Raw genomic sequence first — 18,698 nt, forward strand, 5'->3', positions numbered from 1 at the left:
CCCCCCATTTTTGCGACGACCTCTTCCAACTCCCCCCTTTGCGAAGGGGGGCAGGGGGGAGTTGCTTGGCCGGACCATGCCGGCACTTAAGCGGCGGGAGAGTATTGGGGGCGGGAGGGCGAATGATCATTCGTCCCTGACAAGTCCGCAGCAATGATTCAGTACACCAAGGTGCGAACATGAAGACGCGACAGTTCAAAAAGATCCAGTTGGCGACTCCCAAGGTGGAAAGTGCATGCACCCCTTCCCAGGATCCCGACGCTCCCCCTTGCTGAGGGCCGCGTACCTCCGTCGGTGGCGGAGAGATCACGGAAAAGGTGCCCGGGTTCGTGCGCTGGCTCGAGACGGAAGGAGGGCGCGTACCGCTGGTCACCTCCCGCCTCACCCCGGCCGACCATCTGGGCGCCTGCAAGGCCCGCTGGGGTATCAACAGGATGCACTTCCTCGTTCCCCCCGGCCTGTACGCGGTGGGCGAGCCCGACGCACAGGCGCCGGTAGTGGTGACCGCGAACTACAAGATGACCTACGACATCGTCCGGCGTACGCTTTCCGGGCGCAGCGTCTGGATCCTCGTGCTGGAGACCTACGGGATCAACGTCTGGTGCGCGGCCGGTAAGGGGACCTTCGGTACCGGCGAACTGGTGCGGCGCATCGAGGCGACCAGGCTGCGCGAGGTGGTCGGGCACCGGCGCCTCATCCTTCCCATCATGGGGGCGGCCGGCGTCTCGGCGCATCGGGTGAAAAAACAGAGCGGTTTCGAGGTGGCCTACGCCTGCGCCTACGCCGCCGACCTCCCCGAGTACCTCGACAACGGCCAGGTCACCACGCCTCGCATGCGCGAGCTCTCTTTCAACTGGTACGACCGGCTGGTCCTGATCCCGGTGGAACTGGTTCTCGTGGTGAAGCCTATCGCACCGGTTGCGGCCCTCGTTTTCCTCGCCGGTTGGCTCCTCTTCGGGAGTGCCGCCGCAGCCGCCGCGACCCTTGCCTTCCTGGGGGCGGTCGTCACCGGGGTGGCGGTCGGGCCCGCGCTCCTTCCCCTGCTTCCCTCGCGCAGCTTCGCCGTCAAGGGGGCCTTTGCCGGGCTCGTCTACTGCGCCCTGCTCTTCCTCTTTTTCGGTGGGAGCGGGTGGAAAGTGACGACGGCGTTGGCCGCTTTCCTCGCCCTGCCTGCGGTCTCCTCCTTCTACACCTTGAACTTCACCGGCTGCACCACCTACACCTCGAAATCCGGGGTGAAAAAGGAGATGCGCCTGGGGCTTCCGGTCATGGCGGGGGCGCTTTGCGCCGCGTTTTTCGTCCTTCTCGCCGGCCGGGTGCTCACCTGGGGGATGTCATGAAAGGATTCAGGTACCTGGCATCGGTGGTGACGCTCGAACTGAGCCCTCCGCTTTGCGTCGGCTGCGGCAGGTGCGTCGAGGTTTGCCCGCACCAGGTGTTCCGCATCGAGGATAAAAAGGCGGCCCTTGCCGACCGCGACGCCTGCATGGAGTGCGGCGCCTGCGCCCTCAATTGCCCCACCTCCGCCATCAAGGTGGACGCAGGGGTCGGGTGCGCGAGCGGCCTCATCAACGAGTGGCTGAGGGAGAAGAAGCTCCCCGGCTTGAAAGGGTCTGGTTGCTGCGAGTAGTGGCGCCCCAGGCTCCGGCTTGACTATCCAATCCGGTCTGTTAAAAACTCCCAATGCGAGAAGGGGGCCGAAAGGAGACAGACTATGGAAAAGCAGATGGTCAAGATCACTTCCTGCAATGTTACGCAGTGCGCCTACAACAAACACAATTCCTGCCACACGCTCGCCATCACCGTCGGCGGTCCCGGCGACGCCTGCCCCGAGTGCGATACCTTCATGCAGGGAAGCCAGAAGGGGGGCATCATGGATGTCCAGGGGGGCATCGGGGCCTGCAAGGTGGAAAACTGCAGCTACAACCAGTCCCTCGAATGCACCGCCTCCGCCGTTGATGTTGGCATGCACGAATCGCATCCCGACTGCTTTACCTACAAACCGAAGTAACCACCGTCGCGGCGCTTCCCCGTCAACCGGCCCCCTTCCGCATACCCATTGCCGCACGCGCCGCGGTCGTTAGACTTTTCCCCGCCATCGTGTATCTTTTACCCGTTTTGATAACCGGCAAGGGGAGGGGAGAGACCATGGGGAGCGAGCCGTACGTGGACCAGGAGATATGTATAGGATGCGGGCTTTGCGTCAGCATCGCGCCGGAGGTGTTCCGGCTTAACGAAAGCGGGGTCTCCGAGGTCTACGCCAATGACCCGGGGGAACGCGAGAAGGTACAGCAGGCGATAGACAGCTGCCCGGTCAACTGCATCAGCTGGCGCTAGGCACCGGGAGGGGAGGGGGCGATGACGAACGAACTGCGGGACGAGAGGTTGAGGGAGCTGGCCGAGAGCAACTACGTGATGCTGAAGCATACCTACTGCTCGATGCGGCAGCTCAAGGATCTGGTGGACCGCCTCCACGAGCGGTACCTCGAGCAGGGGACCACCCTCGAGATGGATACGGTCTCTGCGCTCAAGCTGACCGCCGATGGCGCCTTCGAGGAACTGGAGCGTTACCTGCGCCCGGAATGCGATCCCGACAGCGCCGATGACACGGCCCGGGCCGAATGAGCAAGGCGCCCGCTTGCATGGAAAAAGCCCGCCGTTACGGCGGGCTTTTCCTTGTCCTGAACCTTTCTTTCGCTACAGCTCCCTTAGGTTGCTGAACTCGCCCCATTCCAGGTAGGTCCTGGGCGTCTCCACGAAGGAGTAGATGTTCTCGATCTTCTCCAGGTGCCGGCGCTCTTCCGCCGCCAGTATCTTCAGGCTCCTGCGGGTCCTCCGATCGGGGGCCGCGGCCGCCAGTTCCTCGTAAAAGCGGATGTCCCGCTCTTCGTTTTCCACCGCGAACCGGTACAGGTGCGGATCCCGCTCGCACTCATCCAGCAGTTCACGCTGGCTGAGAAGCGGCCTGAAGCTGCAGGCTCCATGGTTGAGCCCCGTCACCGCTCCCCCTTCCATCCGTTGTTTCAGCCTCAACAGTCTGCTTTTGTGTTCCTCTTCCGAGGCGGCCAGCATGGAGAAGAGCATCTTCATCTCAGGCTCCATGGCCTCCTCCTTCAGTCCCTCGTAATATACCCGCGTCTCTTCTTCTATCTTGATCGCGCAATCGAATACGTTCATCGTGTTCCTCCTTTACCGTGACAGCGCTCCTGCCTGTCCATGCCTAATTATACCAAAACGAGCGCGATTAATGATAGATCAACGGCCTGCCGTGAGATGAGGTAAACACGGTGGAAAAGCGGGCGTGATTGAGGTATCTTTGTCCTCCGCCGCGGCCGTGGCCGCGCAAAAGAGCAATTGCATCATCGGGAGGTCCCTTCATGGCACAGGAAGAAAAAAAAGAGCCTTGGCTCAACTATCTCGCCCTCACCACCGTGGTCTTGGCCGTTTGTGCCACCCTGGCCACCTTCAAGGGGGGCGGCTATTCGACGAGGTCCATCCTGGTGCAGAACCAGGCCTCGGACCAGTGGGCCTTCTACCAGGCCAAGAGCATCAAGCAGTCCCTGGCCGAGATGGACCGCGGCCTTTTGGAGCGCGAAGCGCACCGCGCCGGGAAGGCGGATCCGATGCTGGCGGCTGGCCTCAAGGGGAACGCGGACCGCATCGCCAAATACGAGCAGGAAAAAGCGAAGATAAAGGAAAAGGCGGAGCAGCTGGAAAAGGAGCGGGACGCGGCCCAGCGCCACGGGCGCCCGTTCGGGGTGGCGGTCATCTTCCTGCAGGTCGCCATCCTGCTCTCGTCGATCGCCGCCCTCCTGAAGAAGAAGTACGTCTGGGTCACCGGGGTCTCGGTCGGCCTCATCGGTCTCGTCGAGTTCGCGAACGGCTTCCTCCTCTTCATGTAAGGGGACTTCCGCCGGTATTGGGGGGCGCGGCAGCGCTCGCCTTGAACCGGGAGGAGGGAAAGTGCAGTTTTCATCCGGACAACTCTGCGCCGTTCTTGCCGCCGTCCTGTTCGGCGTGTCACCGGTCTTTTGCAAGCTCGTCATAGGGGATATGTCGCCTGCCCTGCTTGCCGGGCTTCTCTACCTGGGTTCCGGGCTCGGGCTGCAGGGGGTGCTCCTCGCGCAGAAGAAAAGCTCACTTCAGGAACTGCGCGGGCTCACTTTGCGGCACCGGCTGAAGTTGGCCGGCGCCGTGGCCGCGGGAGGCGTCATCGCCCCGGTCTGTCTCGCCTACGGCATCAAGCACGGCACCGCCTCCGAGGTGTCGCTTCTTCTGAACCTGGAGACCGTCGCCACCACCCTCATCGCCTGGCTCGTTTTCAGGGAGTACATAGGTCCATACGTCTGGTCCGGCAAGGTGCTCATCCTGGCCGGGGCGGGCCTCGTGGTCCTGAAGGCCCAAGGGGCGCTCACCTTTTCCCTGCCCGGACTCCTCGTAGTAATCGCCTGTGTCTTCTGGGGGATCGACAACAACCTGACCCGCGACGTCGACGAGATCTCCTCCACGGTGCTCGCCTCGGTGAAGGGGCTTTGCGCCGGTGCCTTCTCCGTGCTCCTCGCCCTCATATTCCCCGGTGGGGAGGTCACGGCGGGACAGGTGATGGGGGCGATGTCGATCGGCGCCGTGAGCTACGGGCTGAGCCTCGTCCTCTTCGTCGAGGCGCTCCGCCGGATCGGTGCCGCGAGGACCGCGACCTTCTTTGCCGTGGGACCCTTCTTCGGGACCCTCCTGTCGGTGGTGCTCCTGGGGGAGCGCCCTCCCGCTGCCTACTGGGTTGCCACCGCACTCATGCTTTCCGGGATCTTCCTGCTTTACTTCGAGGTGCACTGCCATCGCCACACCCATGAGGACCTGGCGCATGCCCATCCCCACGTGCACGACGATCATCACCTGCACGAGCACGAAGAGGGGGAGGAGGGCGAACCGCACCATCACTTACACGTCCACCATCCCGTGACCCACTCCCACGTTCACGCACCCGACCCGCATCACCGGCACGGGCACTGAGCTAGAGCCAGCCAAGTCGTTTGGATGCGCCGTAGACGAGGTAGATGCCGAGCCCGGTAAGGAAGACCCCGAACATGAGGCGCAAATGCGGTCCCTTCATCTGGTTGGCGAGGTACGCCCCCATCCACGCCCCGACCAGCATGGTCGCCGCGATCAAGAGCGCCGCCTTTATGTCCACGTTGCTGTGCCGGTAGTACTCGATCGCCGCGGCGAGCCCGATGGGGGGGAGCAGGACGGCGAGGCTCGTGCCGGTCGCCCGGTGCTGGGAGAAGCCCGCCCAGTACACCAGCGCGGGGACGATGACGACCCCTCCCCCCACCCCGAAAAGCCCCGAAGCCACCCCTCCGCATATCCCGATGATGCAAAATAGCACCCATTGCGGCATGTTCCCCTCCCTGTGCTGACTCATTAGTCCACGGCCCAACCGCCTTTGAGAATACCAGATGCGGTGCCCTTTTCACCTCCGTGCGCAGCCCGGCCGCCTACCGCTCGCATTCGATAGATTGGAAAAATAAAATTAAAGTTTCTAAATTCGCATCCGATATCCCACCCATGCTCTTGAAACCGCGCGGAAGCCGCCGGCGTCCGCGCACCACGACAAAGCCAGGGAGGGTATATGTCGCTCGCTTCGAGGTATTCGTTGGCAACCAAGTTGGGAGTGGGGCAGGGGGTGGTGATCATCGCCGTTATGGCGGTTCTGACCGCGGTCATAACCGCCGCAGTGAGCAGGCGGGTCACAGGGGAGGCCGAGCGGCATCTCGCGTTGCAGACCGAGCTTCTGGCAGGCTCCATGTCCTCGTACCAGGGTGCGCTCAGCGACGGCGCCGTCAAACTCGGCGATCTCTTCCGTTCCGGCTTCCCCGGGGCTTTCGAAGTGGACCCTTCCGGCACGGTCAGAACCGGAGAGCGGGAGACCCCGGTCATGTTTTCCGGTACCACGGTGCTGAACGGGAATACCGGGATCGTGGACCGCTTCACCAAGGCGACCAGGGGGGTCGCCACCGTCTTCGTCAGAAGCGGTGACGATTTTGTCCGCGTCGCCACCTCCCTGACCAGGGAGGACGGCAGCCGCGCCCTTGGTACCACGCTCGACCGCAACCACCCCGCCTACCGCCGCCTTCTGAACGGCGAGGACTTCACCGGCAAGGCGACCCTTTTCAACAAGGACTACATGACACGCTACCTGCCGCTTAAGAACGGACAGGGGAGGGTGATCGGGACCCTGTTCGTCGGGCTCGATTTCACCGACGGACTGAAGGCGCTGAAGGACCGGTTCAGGGGGACCGTGGTGGGAAAGTCGGGGTACGCCTTCGCGCTGGAGGCGAAGGACGGACCGGACCAGGGGAAGATGGTCATCGAGCCGGCAAGCGCCGCGGCACTTCCTGCCGAGGTCGGGAAGTCGGTGCGGGATATGGTGCTCAGGAAGTCGGGCGTGACCCGGTACGCCGCCGCCGGGACGGGGGAGGAGCGGGTTCTTTTCTTCCGGTACTTCCCCGAGTGGAACTGGATCGTCTGCATCGGCGCCGCCGATGAGGAGCTCCACGCCGTGGCCCACGTGGTGCGAAACACCGTTGCCGGTTCGATCGCCGTCGTTTGTCTCCTGCTTGTCGGCGTCTCCACTCTCCTCGTGCGCCGGTGGGTGACCCGCCCGGTTGTGCGCCTGCTCGATGGGACCGCCCGTTATGCCGCCGGGGACTTCACCTCGGTGAGCGAGATGGCGACGGACGGGGCAGAGCCGGTGGACGAAGTGGAGCGCCTCACCAGGGGGGTGGACGCCATGGCGCTTTCCCTGAGGCAGATCCTGGTCAGGGTGGCGGACTCCGCCCGGGAGGTGAGCGCCGCCGCGGCGCAGGTGAGTGTTTCAGCCGAGCAGATCGCGACCGGCGCGGACGAGGTGGTGGGCAAGACCGCAGGGGTTGCGACCGCCGGGGAGGAGATGTCGGCGACCTCGAACGACATCGCCCAGAACTGCCAGATGGCGGTGGAGGAGGCCCAACGGGCGACGCAGTCGGCGCATAACGGCATGGAGGTGGTGGGGAGAACGGTGGCGGTGATGGACCAGATCGCGGCCAAGGTGCAGGAGTCGACGGCGACCGTGGCGAGCCTCGGCGCACGCAGCGACCAGATCGGGGAGATCATCGGAACCATCGAAGACATCGCGGACCAGACGAACCTCCTGGCGCTGAACGCAGCCATAGAGGCCGCCCGCGCCGGGGAGCAGGGGCGCGGCTTCGCCGTCGTCGCAGACGAGGTGCGGGCGCTCGCCGAGCGTACCACCAGGGCCACCCAGGAGATCGGCGTGATGATCAAGGCGATCCAGGGGGAGACCAAGGACGCCGTGGCGGTGATGGATCAGGGGGTGCAGGAGGTGAAGGCGGGGACCGACGAGGCCTCCCGCTCGGGTGCAGCACTTGCGGGAATCCGGGAGCGCATCGAGGCCTTCACCATGCAGATAAACCAGATCGCCACGGCGGCAGAAGAACAGACCGCCACCACCTCGGAGATCTCGCAGAGCCTTTTGCAGGTGACCGACGTGGTGCAGGGTACCGCGTCGTCGGCGCGCGAGTCCGCCGTCGCCGCGGCACAGCTAAACGGCACCGCGCAGGAGTTGCAGCGCCTGGTCGGCCAGTTCCGGCTCGCCTGACGTCCCACCCGCACATTCAAGGAGCCGGCGCGTCACCTCGTCGGCTCCTTGTCCTTTACCCCTTCTGTTTTTCCCCGATCAGGCACGCTGCTTCTTGAACTGCTGGTAAATCCACGAAATTTAAAGCCGAGTGCGTCGAACACGGTTGCCAGAAGGTCAATTCCCGGTATGCTCATCTGCGTCGACACCGTCCGTTCGGCACGGGGCACGACGTGGAGGGGCCTTTGATATGAGGAGGGGAATATGGAACTGGAGAACCTTTTGCTGGAAGTGAAGGATCGCATCGCTACTGTCACCATGAACCGCCCCACGGCCATGAACGCCATGACGAGGAGTACCCTTGAGGAACTCGAGCAGGTCGTCGCGGAGGTCGAGCGGGACCAGGAGGTCCGGGCCGTCATCGTGACCGGGGCGGGGACGAAGGCGTTCGTGGCCGGTGCGGACATCGCGGTCATGCGCGACATGATCTCGGCCGAGGCGCGGGAGCTGGCACTGTTGGCGCACCGCATTTACGCGGCCATGGAGGCTTCCTCGAAGCCCTTTATCGCCGCCGTGAACGGCTACGCCTTGGGCGGCGGATGTGAACTGGCGCTCGCCTGCGACATACGTCTGGCCTCGCAAAACGCCAGGTTCGGCCAGCCGGAGATAAACATCGGCATCCTCCCCGGCTTCGGCGGCTCACAGCGGCTGCCACGCCTTATCGGCAAGGGTAGGGCGCTCGAGATGATCCTGACCGGAGAGATGATCGACGCCGCCGAGGCGCTGCGCATAGGGCTCGTGAACCGGGTGGTACCTCAGGAGGAACTGCTTGAAGAGGCGCGCAAGCTGGCGGCGAAGATCGCCTCCAAGGGGCGCGTCGCGGCAAGGCTCTGCAAGGAGGCGGTGGTGCACGGCCTGGAGATGGACCTCGCGCGTGCCTGCTTCTATGAGGCGGAGCTCTTCGGCTACAGCTTCTCGACCTTTGACCAGAAGGAAGGGATGGGGGCGTTTTTAGAGAAGCGGCCGCCGGTGTTCCAGGACCGCTGACAGACGGGGTGAGTGATCACCCCTTCTTCTTGATCACGAAGAGGGCGCGGAATTCGGCCACCTTGGTCTCGCCGTTGAAGATGTCAGCCTCCCCGACGATCTTTCTCTCCCCCTGCGGGACGGCCCTTGCCTCGGCACGGACCGTCCCCTCATGAACCGGGGCGAGGAACTTCAGGTTCATCTCCACGGTGACGAAGTCGGTCCCCTCGGGGACCATGCTCTTGATGGCCATGGCGACGGCGGTGTCGGCGATGGAGGTGACCGCGCCGCCGTGCATGAGCCCCTTCCCCTGCGCGAGCTTCACCTTGAACGGCATGCTGAGCACGGCGCGGCCATCCCTCGCCTCGTCGATCCGCATCCCGAGGTATTCCTCGAAGGGGGCGCAGGCGATCCATCCAGGTAGCCGGAACCCCGGCCGGTCAGCGCTTACCAGCTCCTCGTAGTCGTACATCTATCGGTTTCCCCCGTTCATCATCTCTCCCCTCCGCCGCACACGCTCAGCACCTCTTCCATGGCCTTCTCGTCGATCCGGTGCCCGGTGTCGCAGACGACGTGGTGGTAGTCAAGTTCGCGGCTGAAGCTCAGCCAGGCGTAGCAGTCGAGGATGTAGTTGTTGGCGAAGATCTCGATGACGCGGCACCCCGGCTGCGACCAGACCACGTTGGTAAGGCCGGCGCCGTGCGTCCCCACCACCATCTCCGCCTCGTGGAAGAGCCATATCTGCTCGGCGAAGGAAAGCTCCTCGCTGTTGAGGATGGTGAACCCGATCTCCTCCAGCCGCTTTTCGAGCAGTTCCTCTCCGGCTAGCCGCCGCCTGCTTTTCCTCCTCGAGACGTAGAGCCTGACGCCTCGTCCGGCACGCGGTCGAACCCCATCAGCCACGATCTTCCCCTTCACCGCGTTGTGCAGCAGGACGATGACCTGGGGATCGGTGAATTCCGGTTGGGTGTGGTACTGCGGCACCACCAGCCGCTCGACCCGCACCGGACCCTGGCAGCGGATGAAGCGCTTCTCCGCGTCGGTGCCGAGCGCGGTGAAAAGCCCTTCGCTCACGTAGCGCGGCACTTCCTCCGGGAGCACGATCTTCACCTCGGGGAACCTCGCAACCGTGAACAGCAGGTTCGGCAGCACCTCCATGAGCCAGTGAAAGTAGTTTGCGGGATGGCAAACCACCACCGGCTCCGCGCTCGCAAGTGCGGTCACCGGCAAGAGCGGCTCGTGCAGCACGTCCCCCCAGTCCATGATGCGGCGCAGGGAGCCGACGCTCTCTTCGATGATCCGGTTCCCGATCCAGGCCATGCCGGAGAATGGGGACACCGTGACGTCCTTCAAGAGGTAGAGGTTGCGCCTGTTAAAGACCGCCTCGGTTCTTATGTATGGGGGATACGCGGTGCGGGGCTCGTGTTTCACGATGCGCGCGTCGGTTACCGGGATGATGTCGAGGATGTGCCTGCGGACGTTCGGGAGGTAGGACGCCTTCTCAAGCGACTCGATGCTCGATTTCGGCATCTTGCCCACCACCGGACCGAGGAGGTCCCTTGAGATGAAGCGCAAAAGCTGCTGGCGTCTTTTTGCCGTTGTCTCGCTTGCCTTCATGGCCTAGAGCCTGTTCGCCTCATTCTTGTGGTAGACGTCGAAGAAGATGACGCTGTTGTCGGAGACCTCGGAGCAGAAGCCGCATTGGGAGTGAAGCTTGTGCCCTTCCTTGCGGCAGAGCTCGCACCAGTGATAGATGAGCCGGTAGTCGCGCCGCCCCACGTACTTCTTCAGGCGGCCTTGGTACTCGCCGTGCATCCAGCCGTCGGCGTCGCTCGGGTTTAAAAGGAGCCGGTCGATGACCGACTGGATGCGCGCGTGACCCGGCGGGTCGTGCTTCTCGATCTTCGCTATCTTCGTCTTGAAGGAAGGTGTGGCGAAAAAACTAAAGGGCGTCATAACGACCTCTTCGGCATCGGGCGGCTCCTGGAGCCTTCGGGGATTTTCCTGACGTGCGGCCGGCCCGATGCTAGCACACCGTATCGCTTCTTTCAATGGTCTCCCTGCAGCCTGAAGGCGCCGGTTCCCTCCCGCAGGACGCCTACCTGGCCGGTGAGCTTCGCCGCCCCCACCTCGAGAAGCGCCGCGGCCTGCAGGCAGCGGTCCGCGTCGGCGTTGATCTCGGTCACCGCCGCTGCGATCTGGGTGCTCTCCTGGGCCTGCACCGCGCAGGCCTTTTCGATCTTCTGCGACATGTCCGAGACGTCCAGGATCGAGTTCGAGATGTCGCGCCCCACCTTGCTCTGCTCACGGGTCGCCCACTGGAACTGCGCGGCCAATTCCTTCATCTGCTCCGAGGCAACCATGATCGCCTCCTTGGCTCCGGACTGCTCCCTGATGGCGCGCTCGATACGCTCGGTCATGTCGGTCACCCGGTCCATAGCCTCCCTGATGAGGCTCGTCCCCTTCGCCTGTTCCGATGTGGCCCGCGCGATGCCGCTTATGTGGCTTCTCGCGGTGGAGACGCCGCTCACGATCTTCTCGAGCGCATCGCCGGAGCGTGAACTGAGCTCTTCTCCCGCCGCGATGCGCTGGTCCGTCTCCTTGAGCGCGTTCACCGCCCGCTCGGTCTCCTCCTGCACCCCGGCGATCAGACCGGCTATTTCGCTCGTGGAGCGGGCGGTGCTTGAGGCGAGCATCTTGATCTCCTCGGCGACCACCGCGAAAGCCTTGCCGTGCTGGCCGGCCTGTGCCGCGATGATGCTTGCGTTCAGCGCGAGCAGCGAGGTCCTCTTGGCGATGTCGTCGATCACGGAAGATATCGCCCCGATCTCGTGCGTCCTCGCGGTGAGCGTCGTGATGACCTGGTTGGTGACCCCGGATGAGGCGCGGATCTCGCTTATCCCCTGACGCATCGCCCGCACCGCCTCGACTCCCTTGAGGGCGTCGTGTTCCACGACCTCCGCCACCTCTGCGGTGAGTACGGCGTTTCCCTTCACCGTGTTGGTGGCCGCTTCCATCTCCAGGATCGATGACGCGGTCGACATGGAGGAGGAGACGAGTGCCACGGTGTGCTCGCCAATCTCGCCGCTGGCCGTTGCGCTCTGCATGATCGAGGCGGTCACCTCGGCGATCAGGGAGGTGAGTCTCTCCGCGTTCAGTGCGACCTCCTCCGTCGTCGCCGTCATCTCCAGGATCGACGCGGAGGACTCCGACGCCGCCCGGGCGAGCCGCTGCGTCTCGTTCTCGATCTCCTCTGCCTTGCCGGCGATGGTCGCAACGTAGGAGGAAGTCTCGATCACTTTGCCCTGCTGGCGACGCGCGGCCGCCACAGCACCCGCGGCTTCCGCGGAGAGGTCGGTCGATATGCCCTGTACGCTTTCCGCGGACCCGCTCACCCTGCTGATCATGCCGCGCAGCTCGGTCACCATGGTCCGAAGCGACTCGAGGAGCTTGCCGGCCTCGTCGCCTCCACCCGCCGGAATCGCCGCGGTGAGGTCCCCCGTCGCCACGGCCTCAGTGATGGAGACCGCCTTCTTCAGTGGGGCGAGCAGCAGGCGTGTGAACCAGGCGGCGATGCAACTGGCGAAAAGGGTGAAGGCGACTGCCAGGGCGATCACCGTGGTTCGCGTGTGTTCGAAGGACTGTAGGAAATCCGCGGTTTTCACCCCTACGTATAAAGCGCCGATCACCTGGCCGCTGTTGTCGCGGATCGGATCGTAGGCGGTGAAGTAGGGGGTGTTGAGGATCGGCGCGACGCCCCGGTACCCTTCCCCCTTCTTGAAGAGAGCATCATAGGCGGGGCCCTCGAGCCTTGTCCCCACCGCACGGCTGCCGTCTTCCTTCACTACGTTGGTGGCGACCCGCACGTCATTCATGAAGATGGTGGCGGTCCCGCCGCAGATCTTCGCCACCTTGTCGGGAAGTTCGTTGTTGCCGTTCAGGACGTAGTCCCCCGCCATCAGACGGTTCCCCTCGACCCGGAAGGCTCCCTTTTGCCTTAGTAACTCCCAGAAGGTGTTGATCCTGCTTTCCTGCGACGCGGTGGCCACGCGCACCATCTCGCGCTTCATCTTGGTCAGGGAGACGTACGTGGTGACGCTTACCGCGGTAATGACGATGGTGACGGTCAGTATGGTGCCCTTCTTTACGATGCTCAAATTCACCTGTGATCCTTGTCGTAACTTTGAAAGCGGCTGATGCCGGTATAAAAGTGGGATATGTCGTGTAGAAAAGCTTTTAGATAAGCCGTGCACCATTAATTTTTTCACTCGATGAAGATCATGGTGCAGATTGTAGTGCACTATTCGGTAACGTAATTTTAAAATTACGTATATATCACACGCCAAATAGCAAAATAAAGTGCGATCCGCGCAATTAACGTATACGGTATCCCGCCTGTAACTTATTGGCAGGCCATGTGATTTTTCAATAACAGGTGTCGGCTGGTCAATAACTTCTTGAATGGCGAAACGAAGGAGCGCTACGGGGCGGGGCAGTACGAAGGTTCTTCAGGGATTCAGGGGACAGTGGATTACAGCTCCCTACGAAGCGCTGCATGAGCCCAAGGTTCCCCCCTTTGCGAAGGGGGAGCTTGCCCCCCGTAGCGCGCTTCGCGAAGGGGGGACAGGGGGGATTTGATTTGCAAGGGGCTTAACTCAGGGGCTGCTTCTTCTCAGGCATCCGAGGGAAATACCCGCCCCGATGAGAGAGGCGCCCGCCGCGAAGCGCAGCAGCCGGGAGACGCCCGAGCCGACGCTGCAGCGACCCAAACGCGAGGAAGACGCGGCGTAGATGATGAGCACGCAGGAAGCGGTGGAGAGGTGTATGAGCGCAAGCGCGGCAAGTTGGCCGGCAAGCGGTTTCCCCGTCGTCACGAACTGGGGGACGAGAGACCCGAAGTACAAAAGCGCCTTTGGGTTCGCAGCGTGGAGGGCGAAGCCACCCAGGAAGGAGCGACCTGTACCGCCGTTGGCGGTGGCAGTCTGCCGCGTCACCGAAGCGGAGAGCCCCGAAAGCACGATCCGAACGCCTAGGTAGACCAGGTACACGGCGCCGGCCCATTTCATGAGGGTGAACAACTGGTACGATGCGGCGAGTATCGCGGAGAGCCCCGTTACGGAGAGGACGATATAGAAGGCGTCGGCGGCAAGGATACCGAGTGCCGCCGGAAGTCCCGAGCGCATGCCGCCGCGCATCCCCTGCGTTGTCACGTACAGGACCGCCGGTCCGGGGATGGCGGTCGACGCCAGTGAGACCAGAAAGAAGAGGGTGAGCAGCTTCATCGCGGCACGCTGGTCAGTATTCCTTGGGGGGCTCGAGGTAACCGCACTCGGGGTTTTCCTTGAGGTGCACGAAGTGCGCGACGTGCTTGTCGCCCGCGACACGCGGTCGGACCGGTTTGCCGCACTTGTCGCATTCGAAAAGAAGGGAGTACTTCTGTTCTGCGGTAGCCCCATTACGTATGGCGAGCGCTTTGTCGACACTGATGATGTGGCCGAAGAACTTGCACTGTAATGCCATGCCCATTTCCTGCTCCTTCACATGCTGGTTCTGTTTTTTCAGGCACTTAGCCCGTTGTGTGAGTCCCTTCCGCCATCGAAACGACGCCAGTTGAAGAAGTGCGGCATTGTCCCGATCGGCTAAAACAATGTATTATTTTTCTTTTGAATTGTCAACGATACTCTCCGTGCACCTCTTCGTCTTCTCAATTCCGGTAGAAGTCCATGAACTGGTTTCTCAGCCGCTCATCCGGGTTCTGCTCGTAGAACTCGTCTTCCGTGAACGAGAAGCGGTATCCCGCTATGTACTCCGACACGATCCGGTAGGCCGCGTTTATCAGGCGGATCCTTTCCGGGTCCCCCTGCGCATCGGCATCGGGATGATGGCGCTTGACCAGCTCCCGGTGCCGGGCCTTTATCTCGCCCAGCGTCGCGCGCTCCCCAAGCCCCAGTATCTGTAGCGCCTCCTGTAAGTTCGCGTAGGTCATTTCAGCGGCTCCGTAAGATAGCGTCCAGCGTCGCGTCGATCTCGGCTAAGACCTCTTCGGGCAAACGCTCTATGTGCACGATCCGCTGCAGGAGATCGGCCTGGACGAAGTCGGGGAGGAGCTTCACGATCTCGCTCGCGTCTTGCGCGGGGAGACGGGCGAGAAGAACCGCGATGGTCTGTGGCTGTTCCTGCAGCAGCTTTTTCGCTATGGCTCGGTAGTTCATGCTCTGCTCCTTTGCGCCGGGTCTTCCGCCCGTGCCGCATCAGACAAGCTCGGCCTCCCGGCGTGGCGCGTTCTTGAGGAAAAGCGCCGCGAGCAGGGGGAGGGTGAAGAGGAATGCGTAGAAGAGGAAGTAAAAACTCCGCGCCACGCCCGCCGCGTCGGCCAGCTTTCCGACGAGCGGGCCGCTCACCACGAAGAGAAGCCGGAAGGAAACCGACTGCAGGGAAAGCGTAGCCGCACGGTTGGCGCTCGTCGACTCCTTCTGGGTGTGGGACAGCATCATCGGCCCCCTTAACCCCCGCATGCAGGTCAAAAGGTAATAAAAGAGAAATCCCCAGAGCCCGCCGCTCAAACCAAGCCCCAGATAACCGGCGGCGACAAGCCCGAGGAAGAGAAGGACCATGCCGCTATCGCCCAGGCGGTTGTGCAGCCGGTGACTCGCGAGGGCACAGAGCGCGACGGTCAGGTTCGCGCCGGCCCATACCGGCCCGAACCAGGTGACCGGCACGCGGGCGTGCTGCATGTAGGGCTGGATCAGCCAGACCGGGTAAAAGGAGGCGACCCCCAGCACCGTGTTGAGGAGGATGGTGTAGCGCAGGTGACGGTTTTCCATGAAGGCGTAGCGGGCCGTGGCGACCGCCTCGGCGAGATGCGAGCGCTGCGGCGCATGCTCGCGCGGCGTTTCGACGAGCCGGGAGGTGACCAGGAGTCCGGCCCCCCATACTGCAACCTGCAGGACGAAGGGGAGCCTGGGCTCGAAGGCGTAGATCACCCCCGCCATTATCGCTCCGGCTGCCTCGCCGATCTGGGCGAAGCCGTGCATGCGCCCCTGGTGCCGGGCGTAGGAATGCTCATCCCCCTGCGTGCGCAGCGTCTCATACAAAAGCGCGCTGTCCGAGCCGCTTATGAAAGAGAGCGACATCCCGAGGGTGATCTCCGCCAGCAGCACGGTAGTGAAGGAGTCCGCATAGATGTAGATGCCCCAGCCCGCCATGCCAAGGGCCGCGGCGATGTTAAGGGCGCAGCGGTAGCCGACCCGGTCGCTTATGTAACCGGCCGGGTAATCGAGTGCCAGGGTCGCCACCGAGAAGATGCTCTGCAAAAGCAGGATCTGGGTCAGCGAAAGCCCGATGTGGTCCTTCCAGAAGAGGGTGATGATCGCCATCGGAAACAGCATCATCTGCAGGAAGGAGAAGACGTACAGCTTTCCTATGTTGCCGGATAGACTTTTCATCACAGCATCCGTACCCGCTCGCGTACGAATTTGCAAGGAGATTGTGGATATTCGGCGGCGTCCGTCGAGCGGAGCGAGCAGGGCGTCTCCCCTTGTTGACGCCTACATGCAAAGATGCTAGGGTTGACAACCGTAACGACTAATAGATTCGAGGAAAACATAGCCGTGATCTCAACCCGTCTTTTTCATGCCACTCTTTTTACCCGCCTGACCGCAGCCGCGTTGCTGCGCGGTCTCGCACGTTCTATGTCGGCGCCGGAGGGAAGGGTTTAGCTTTTATCGTACAGACCAACACCAAGACCCCCGCCGGCATGAGCCCGCGGGGGTTTTTTATTGCCCGAAAAAGGAGAAGAAAATGAAGCAAAACGGTAAGGGTAGACAGATATTCATCACGGAGTTCGACCTGGAGCGTCTTGAGGAGATGATCAGCAGTGTCGAGCAAAGGTCGTCGCGCGACGGCAGGTACCTTGCGGAACTGGAGCAGGAACTGACGAGAGCGGAAGTGGTCCCCTCCGAGGGCATCCCCCCGGACGTCATAACGATGAACTCGCGGGTGCGCCTGCAGGATCTCGATTCCGGCGAGGAGTTGGAATATACCCTCGTGTTCCCGCCGGACGCCGATCTGGAAAAGGGGCGGATATCGGTGCTCGCCCCTGTAGGGACCGCACTGATAGGCTACCGTGCCGGCGACCGTATCGCCTGGGCGGTGCCCGGCGGAAAGAAGAAGCTGAAGGTGAAGAAGGTCCTCTACCAGCCTGAAGCGGCGGGAGATTTCCACCTGTAGCTGCGGTCAGAGCAAGCCCCGCCGGAGGCGAGCCCCGGCGGGGAGCATGGCCCGGATGAGTCAGGCGGTGAGGCGTGTCAGCCAATAGACGGCAGGGAGGGTTCCGAAGGAGAGGATGATGCCTATCCCTATCATGGCCACGGCGAGGTCGGCCTCCATCCCGGCGACGACGGCGAGCGCACCGGCCGTCACCATGGGCGGCATGGCCGCTTCGAGGATCGACACGTCGACCACCATGCCGGCAACGCCCGCCATCCGGCAAACGAGCAGGGTGATGAGCGGTGCCGCCGCGAGCTTCAGCGCCAGCCCGAAGGCAAGCGGTCCGAGCACCCTGCGCGGCAGTCTGAGCCTCAACTGCAAGCCGATCGCCGTCATGACCACGGGAACAAGGGTGAGAGATACGTTTTGCAGCGCCTGGGCGAGCTTCTCCGGGTAAGGCCATGAACGGGCAACCAAGCCGACCAGCAGGGCGATGGTGGGGGGAAAGAGAAGCATCTTGCGCACCATCGCCGAGAGGCGTACCGATCCGTCCTTGCCGTACAGGGCGAGAATCATCGAGCCGTAGGTCACCATGATGATCATGGTTCCCAACTGGTCGTAAATGATGAGATAGGGAAGGCCCGCCGCTCCGAAGAAAGCCTGAACCATGGGGACGCCGAGAAACGAGGTGTTGCCGAGCGGTACCACGAGGAGCAGCACGCCGACCGATGCACGATCCCAGCGCCACAGCCGCGCCGCGCCGAGTACTGCGGCAACCGACAATAAAAGCATACCCCACGGCACGAGCGCGGCGGTGAGGATGTCGCGTGAGAAGACGATCTGCGGCACCTTGAGGAGGATAAGCGCCGGTAGCGACACGTAGAGGGCGAACATGTTCAGCACCTGTGCCGAGTCCTTCGGGAAGGCCTCGAGACGACGAAAGAGCATCCCGAGCAGCACGAACACGCCGATGATGATGAAATTTTCCATTACTGCCTGATTCTCCTGCTGGGTTGCGACCGGAGGCTCAGATCCGGTTCACGTCTATCATGGCCTCGCCCATCACGTACTCGGTCTTCGCGTCGCGGGACGCTTCGGCCAAGCGGGCCACGATCCGCCTTATCTTGTCCAGTTCAAACTGCATGTCCGACAGATGCGTGCGGGTTTCCTCATTCCCTTCTCCGAGCCCCTTGGAGGCGAGGCGAAGGTGCCAGAGGATCGCGGTCAAGGGGTTGTTGAACTCGTGGCTTATCGCCACTGCCATCTCCCGTAAAAGTTTCAGCCTTTCGAGCTCGACCGCCATCTGCTTCTCGCGTCTTGATGCCAGATGCAGCGTGACCCGTGCCAGGAGTTCCTCCGGGTAGAAGGGCTTCACGATGTAGTCGTCAGCCCCTGCCTCGAACCCCTTCACCTTTTCCCCTCCGGAATCGCAGCCGGTGAGGAATATGATGGGGATCTCGCGCGTCCTCACATCACCTTTCAACTGGCGACAGACGTCATAGCCGTTCATCCCCGGGAGGTTCACGTCGAGCAGAATCAGGTCCGGGGGCATTTCCATCACGGCGGAGAGCGCCGATGCGCCGTTTTCTTCCACCCTGACCTCATATGCGCTTTCGAGGATATCGAGCAGATGGGCCTGCGACACCTTGCTGTCTTCTACGGCGAGTATCTTTTTCATAGGTGCTCCCGAAAGACCGGATCTCCCGCTAGACCAAGTACCATTTCATAAAACGGACCGTTTGCCAATGCAAAAAAAGGTGCCGGAGTGTCGTGATTGTCTTCATCTCTTCTCAGCAGGTTGGGGCGCGAGGGGATTGGGCGTCTGTCGTTG

Annotated in this window: 23 protein-coding genes; 10 read left to right on the forward strand and 13 right to left on the reverse strand. The window is 62.6% G+C overall.

Annotated features, from left to right (window positions below):
• Positions 1-179: 179 nt before the first annotated feature.
• The 5 genes from hgcA (at position 180) to E4633_RS19020 (ending at position 2,625) form a co-directional block, all read left to right on the forward strand.
• Positions 180-1,340: a mercury methylation corrinoid protein HgcA gene (gene hgcA, locus E4633_RS19000; protein WP_264175414.1), complete on the forward strand. Its 1,161-nt coding sequence runs from the start codon at positions 180-182 to the stop codon at positions 1,338-1,340.
• Entirely contained in the window at positions 1,337-1,630 is a 294-nt protein-coding gene (gene hgcB / locus E4633_RS19005) for a mercury methylation ferredoxin HgcB (RefSeq protein ID WP_135872696.1), read from the forward strand. Before hgcA ends, hgcB begins: the two co-directional genes overlap by 4 nt.
• An 84-nt stretch (positions 1,631-1,714) precedes the next feature.
• Positions 1,715-2,011, forward strand: coding sequence for a DUF1540 domain-containing protein (locus E4633_RS19010; RefSeq protein WP_135872698.1), 297 nt, complete (start codon positions 1,715-1,717; stop codon positions 2,009-2,011).
• 137 nt (positions 2,012-2,148) lie between these two features.
• Positions 2,149-2,337: a ferredoxin gene (locus tag E4633_RS19015; RefSeq protein WP_135872700.1), complete on the forward strand. Its 189-nt coding sequence runs from the start codon at positions 2,149-2,151 to the stop codon at positions 2,335-2,337.
• A gap of 21 nt (positions 2,338-2,358) precedes the next feature.
• The gene (locus tag E4633_RS19020; RefSeq protein WP_135872702.1) at positions 2,359-2,625 is read left to right on the forward strand and encodes a hypothetical protein; all 267 of its coding nucleotides are present in this window, start codon (positions 2,359-2,361) and stop codon (positions 2,623-2,625) included.
• A gap of 72 nt (positions 2,626-2,697) precedes the next feature.
• On the opposite strand, the gene E4633_RS19025 is transcribed toward E4633_RS19020, so the two are convergent.
• A complete protein-coding gene (locus tag E4633_RS19025; RefSeq protein WP_135872704.1) occupies positions 2,698-3,177 on the reverse strand; it encodes a ferritin-like domain-containing protein in 480 nt (159 codons plus the stop codon).
• A gap of 200 nt (positions 3,178-3,377) precedes the next feature.
• Here E4633_RS19025 and E4633_RS19030 point away from each other — a divergent pair, with 200 nt between their 5' ends.
• Positions 3,378-3,902 carry a DUF4337 domain-containing protein gene (locus E4633_RS19030; RefSeq protein ID WP_135872706.1) on the forward strand — a complete coding sequence of 175 codons (525 nt, stop codon included), beginning with the start codon at positions 3,378-3,380 and terminating at the stop codon, positions 3,900-3,902.
• A gap of 61 nt (positions 3,903-3,963) precedes the next feature.
• Positions 3,964-5,010, forward strand: a complete 1,047-nt coding sequence (locus E4633_RS19035; RefSeq protein ID WP_246038247.1) for a DMT family transporter — start codon at positions 3,964-3,966, stop codon at positions 5,008-5,010.
• Between the two features lies 1 nt (position 5,011).
• Here the strand turns inward: E4633_RS19035 and E4633_RS19040 are convergent, their stop codons facing one another.
• Positions 5,012-5,395, reverse strand: coding sequence for a sulfite exporter TauE/SafE family protein (locus E4633_RS19040; RefSeq protein WP_135872708.1), 384 nt, complete (start codon positions 5,393-5,395; stop codon positions 5,012-5,014).
• A 255-nt stretch (positions 5,396-5,650) separates the two neighbouring features.
• Between E4633_RS19040 and E4633_RS20840 the strand changes: the two genes are divergently transcribed.
• Positions 5,651-7,654: a methyl-accepting chemotaxis protein gene (locus tag E4633_RS20840; RefSeq protein ID WP_246038249.1), complete on the forward strand. Its 2,004-nt coding sequence runs from the start codon at positions 5,651-5,653 to the stop codon at positions 7,652-7,654.
• 243 nt (positions 7,655-7,897) lie between these two features.
• Positions 7,898-8,680 (forward strand): enoyl-CoA hydratase-related protein, encoded by a 783-nt coding sequence (locus E4633_RS19050; protein WP_135872713.1) that lies wholly within the window; start codon positions 7,898-7,900, stop codon positions 8,678-8,680.
• A gap of 16 nt (positions 8,681-8,696) precedes the next feature.
• Here E4633_RS19050 and E4633_RS19055 read toward each other — a convergent pair whose 3' ends face one another.
• The 9 genes from E4633_RS19055 to E4633_RS19090 form a co-directional block, all read right to left on the reverse strand.
• Entirely contained in the window at positions 8,697-9,131 is a 435-nt protein-coding gene (locus E4633_RS19055; protein WP_135872715.1) for a PaaI family thioesterase, read from the reverse strand.
• A gap of 20 nt (positions 9,132-9,151) precedes the next feature.
• Positions 9,152-10,276: a glycosyltransferase family 61 protein gene (locus tag E4633_RS19060; protein ID WP_135872717.1), complete on the reverse strand. Its 1,125-nt coding sequence runs from the start codon at positions 10,274-10,276 to the stop codon at positions 9,152-9,154.
• A gap of 3 nt (positions 10,277-10,279) precedes the next feature.
• Entirely contained in the window at positions 10,280-10,615 is a 336-nt protein-coding gene (locus tag E4633_RS19065; RefSeq protein ID WP_135872719.1) for a type II toxin-antitoxin system RelE family toxin, read from the reverse strand.
• Positions 10,616-10,707: 92 nt separating this feature from the next.
• Positions 10,708-12,822, reverse strand: a complete 2,115-nt coding sequence (locus tag E4633_RS19070; RefSeq protein WP_162605037.1) for a methyl-accepting chemotaxis protein — start codon at positions 12,820-12,822, stop codon at positions 10,708-10,710.
• Positions 12,823-13,314: 492 nt separating this feature from the next.
• Positions 13,315-13,941, reverse strand: a complete 627-nt coding sequence (locus tag E4633_RS19075) for a LysE family translocator (protein WP_162605038.1) — start codon at positions 13,939-13,941, stop codon at positions 13,315-13,317.
• Between the two features lie 13 nt (positions 13,942-13,954).
• On the reverse strand, positions 13,955-14,185 hold the full coding sequence (locus E4633_RS20460; protein WP_162605039.1) for a hypothetical protein: 231 nt from the start codon (positions 14,183-14,185) through the stop codon (positions 13,955-13,957).
• A gap of 178 nt (positions 14,186-14,363) precedes the next feature.
• The gene (locus E4633_RS19080) at positions 14,364-14,645 is read right to left on the reverse strand and encodes a J domain-containing protein (RefSeq protein ID WP_135872725.1); all 282 of its coding nucleotides are present in this window, start codon (positions 14,643-14,645) and stop codon (positions 14,364-14,366) included.
• 1 nt (position 14,646) lies between these two features.
• A complete protein-coding gene (locus E4633_RS19085; RefSeq protein WP_135872727.1) occupies positions 14,647-14,871 on the reverse strand; it encodes a hypothetical protein in 225 nt (74 codons plus the stop codon).
• Positions 14,872-14,910: 39 nt separating this feature from the next.
• Entirely contained in the window at positions 14,911-16,104 is a 1,194-nt protein-coding gene (locus E4633_RS19090) for an MFS transporter (RefSeq protein ID WP_135872729.1), read from the reverse strand.
• A gap of 355 nt (positions 16,105-16,459) precedes the next feature.
• Here E4633_RS19090 and rnk point away from each other — a divergent pair, with 355 nt between their 5' ends.
• Complete coding sequence (gene rnk / locus E4633_RS19095) at positions 16,460-16,888, forward strand: nucleoside diphosphate kinase regulator (RefSeq protein ID WP_135872731.1); 429 nt, start codon at positions 16,460-16,462, stop codon at positions 16,886-16,888.
• A gap of 60 nt (positions 16,889-16,948) precedes the next feature.
• Here the strand turns inward: rnk and E4633_RS19100 are convergent, their stop codons facing one another.
• Both E4633_RS19100 and E4633_RS19105 read right to left on the reverse strand, forming a co-directional pair.
• Positions 16,949-17,857, reverse strand: coding sequence for an AEC family transporter (locus E4633_RS19100; RefSeq protein ID WP_135872733.1), 909 nt, complete (start codon positions 17,855-17,857; stop codon positions 16,949-16,951).
• Positions 17,858-17,894: 37 nt separating this feature from the next.
• Complete coding sequence (locus E4633_RS19105; protein ID WP_135872735.1) at positions 17,895-18,545, reverse strand: response regulator; 651 nt, start codon at positions 18,543-18,545, stop codon at positions 17,895-17,897.
• Between the last annotated feature and the right edge of the window lie 153 nt (positions 18,546-18,698).

Origin of the sequence: Geomonas terrae (assembly GCF_004791675.1) — a bacterium.
Lineage (GTDB): Bacteria > Desulfobacterota > Desulfuromonadia > Geobacterales > Geobacteraceae > Geomonas > Geomonas edaphica.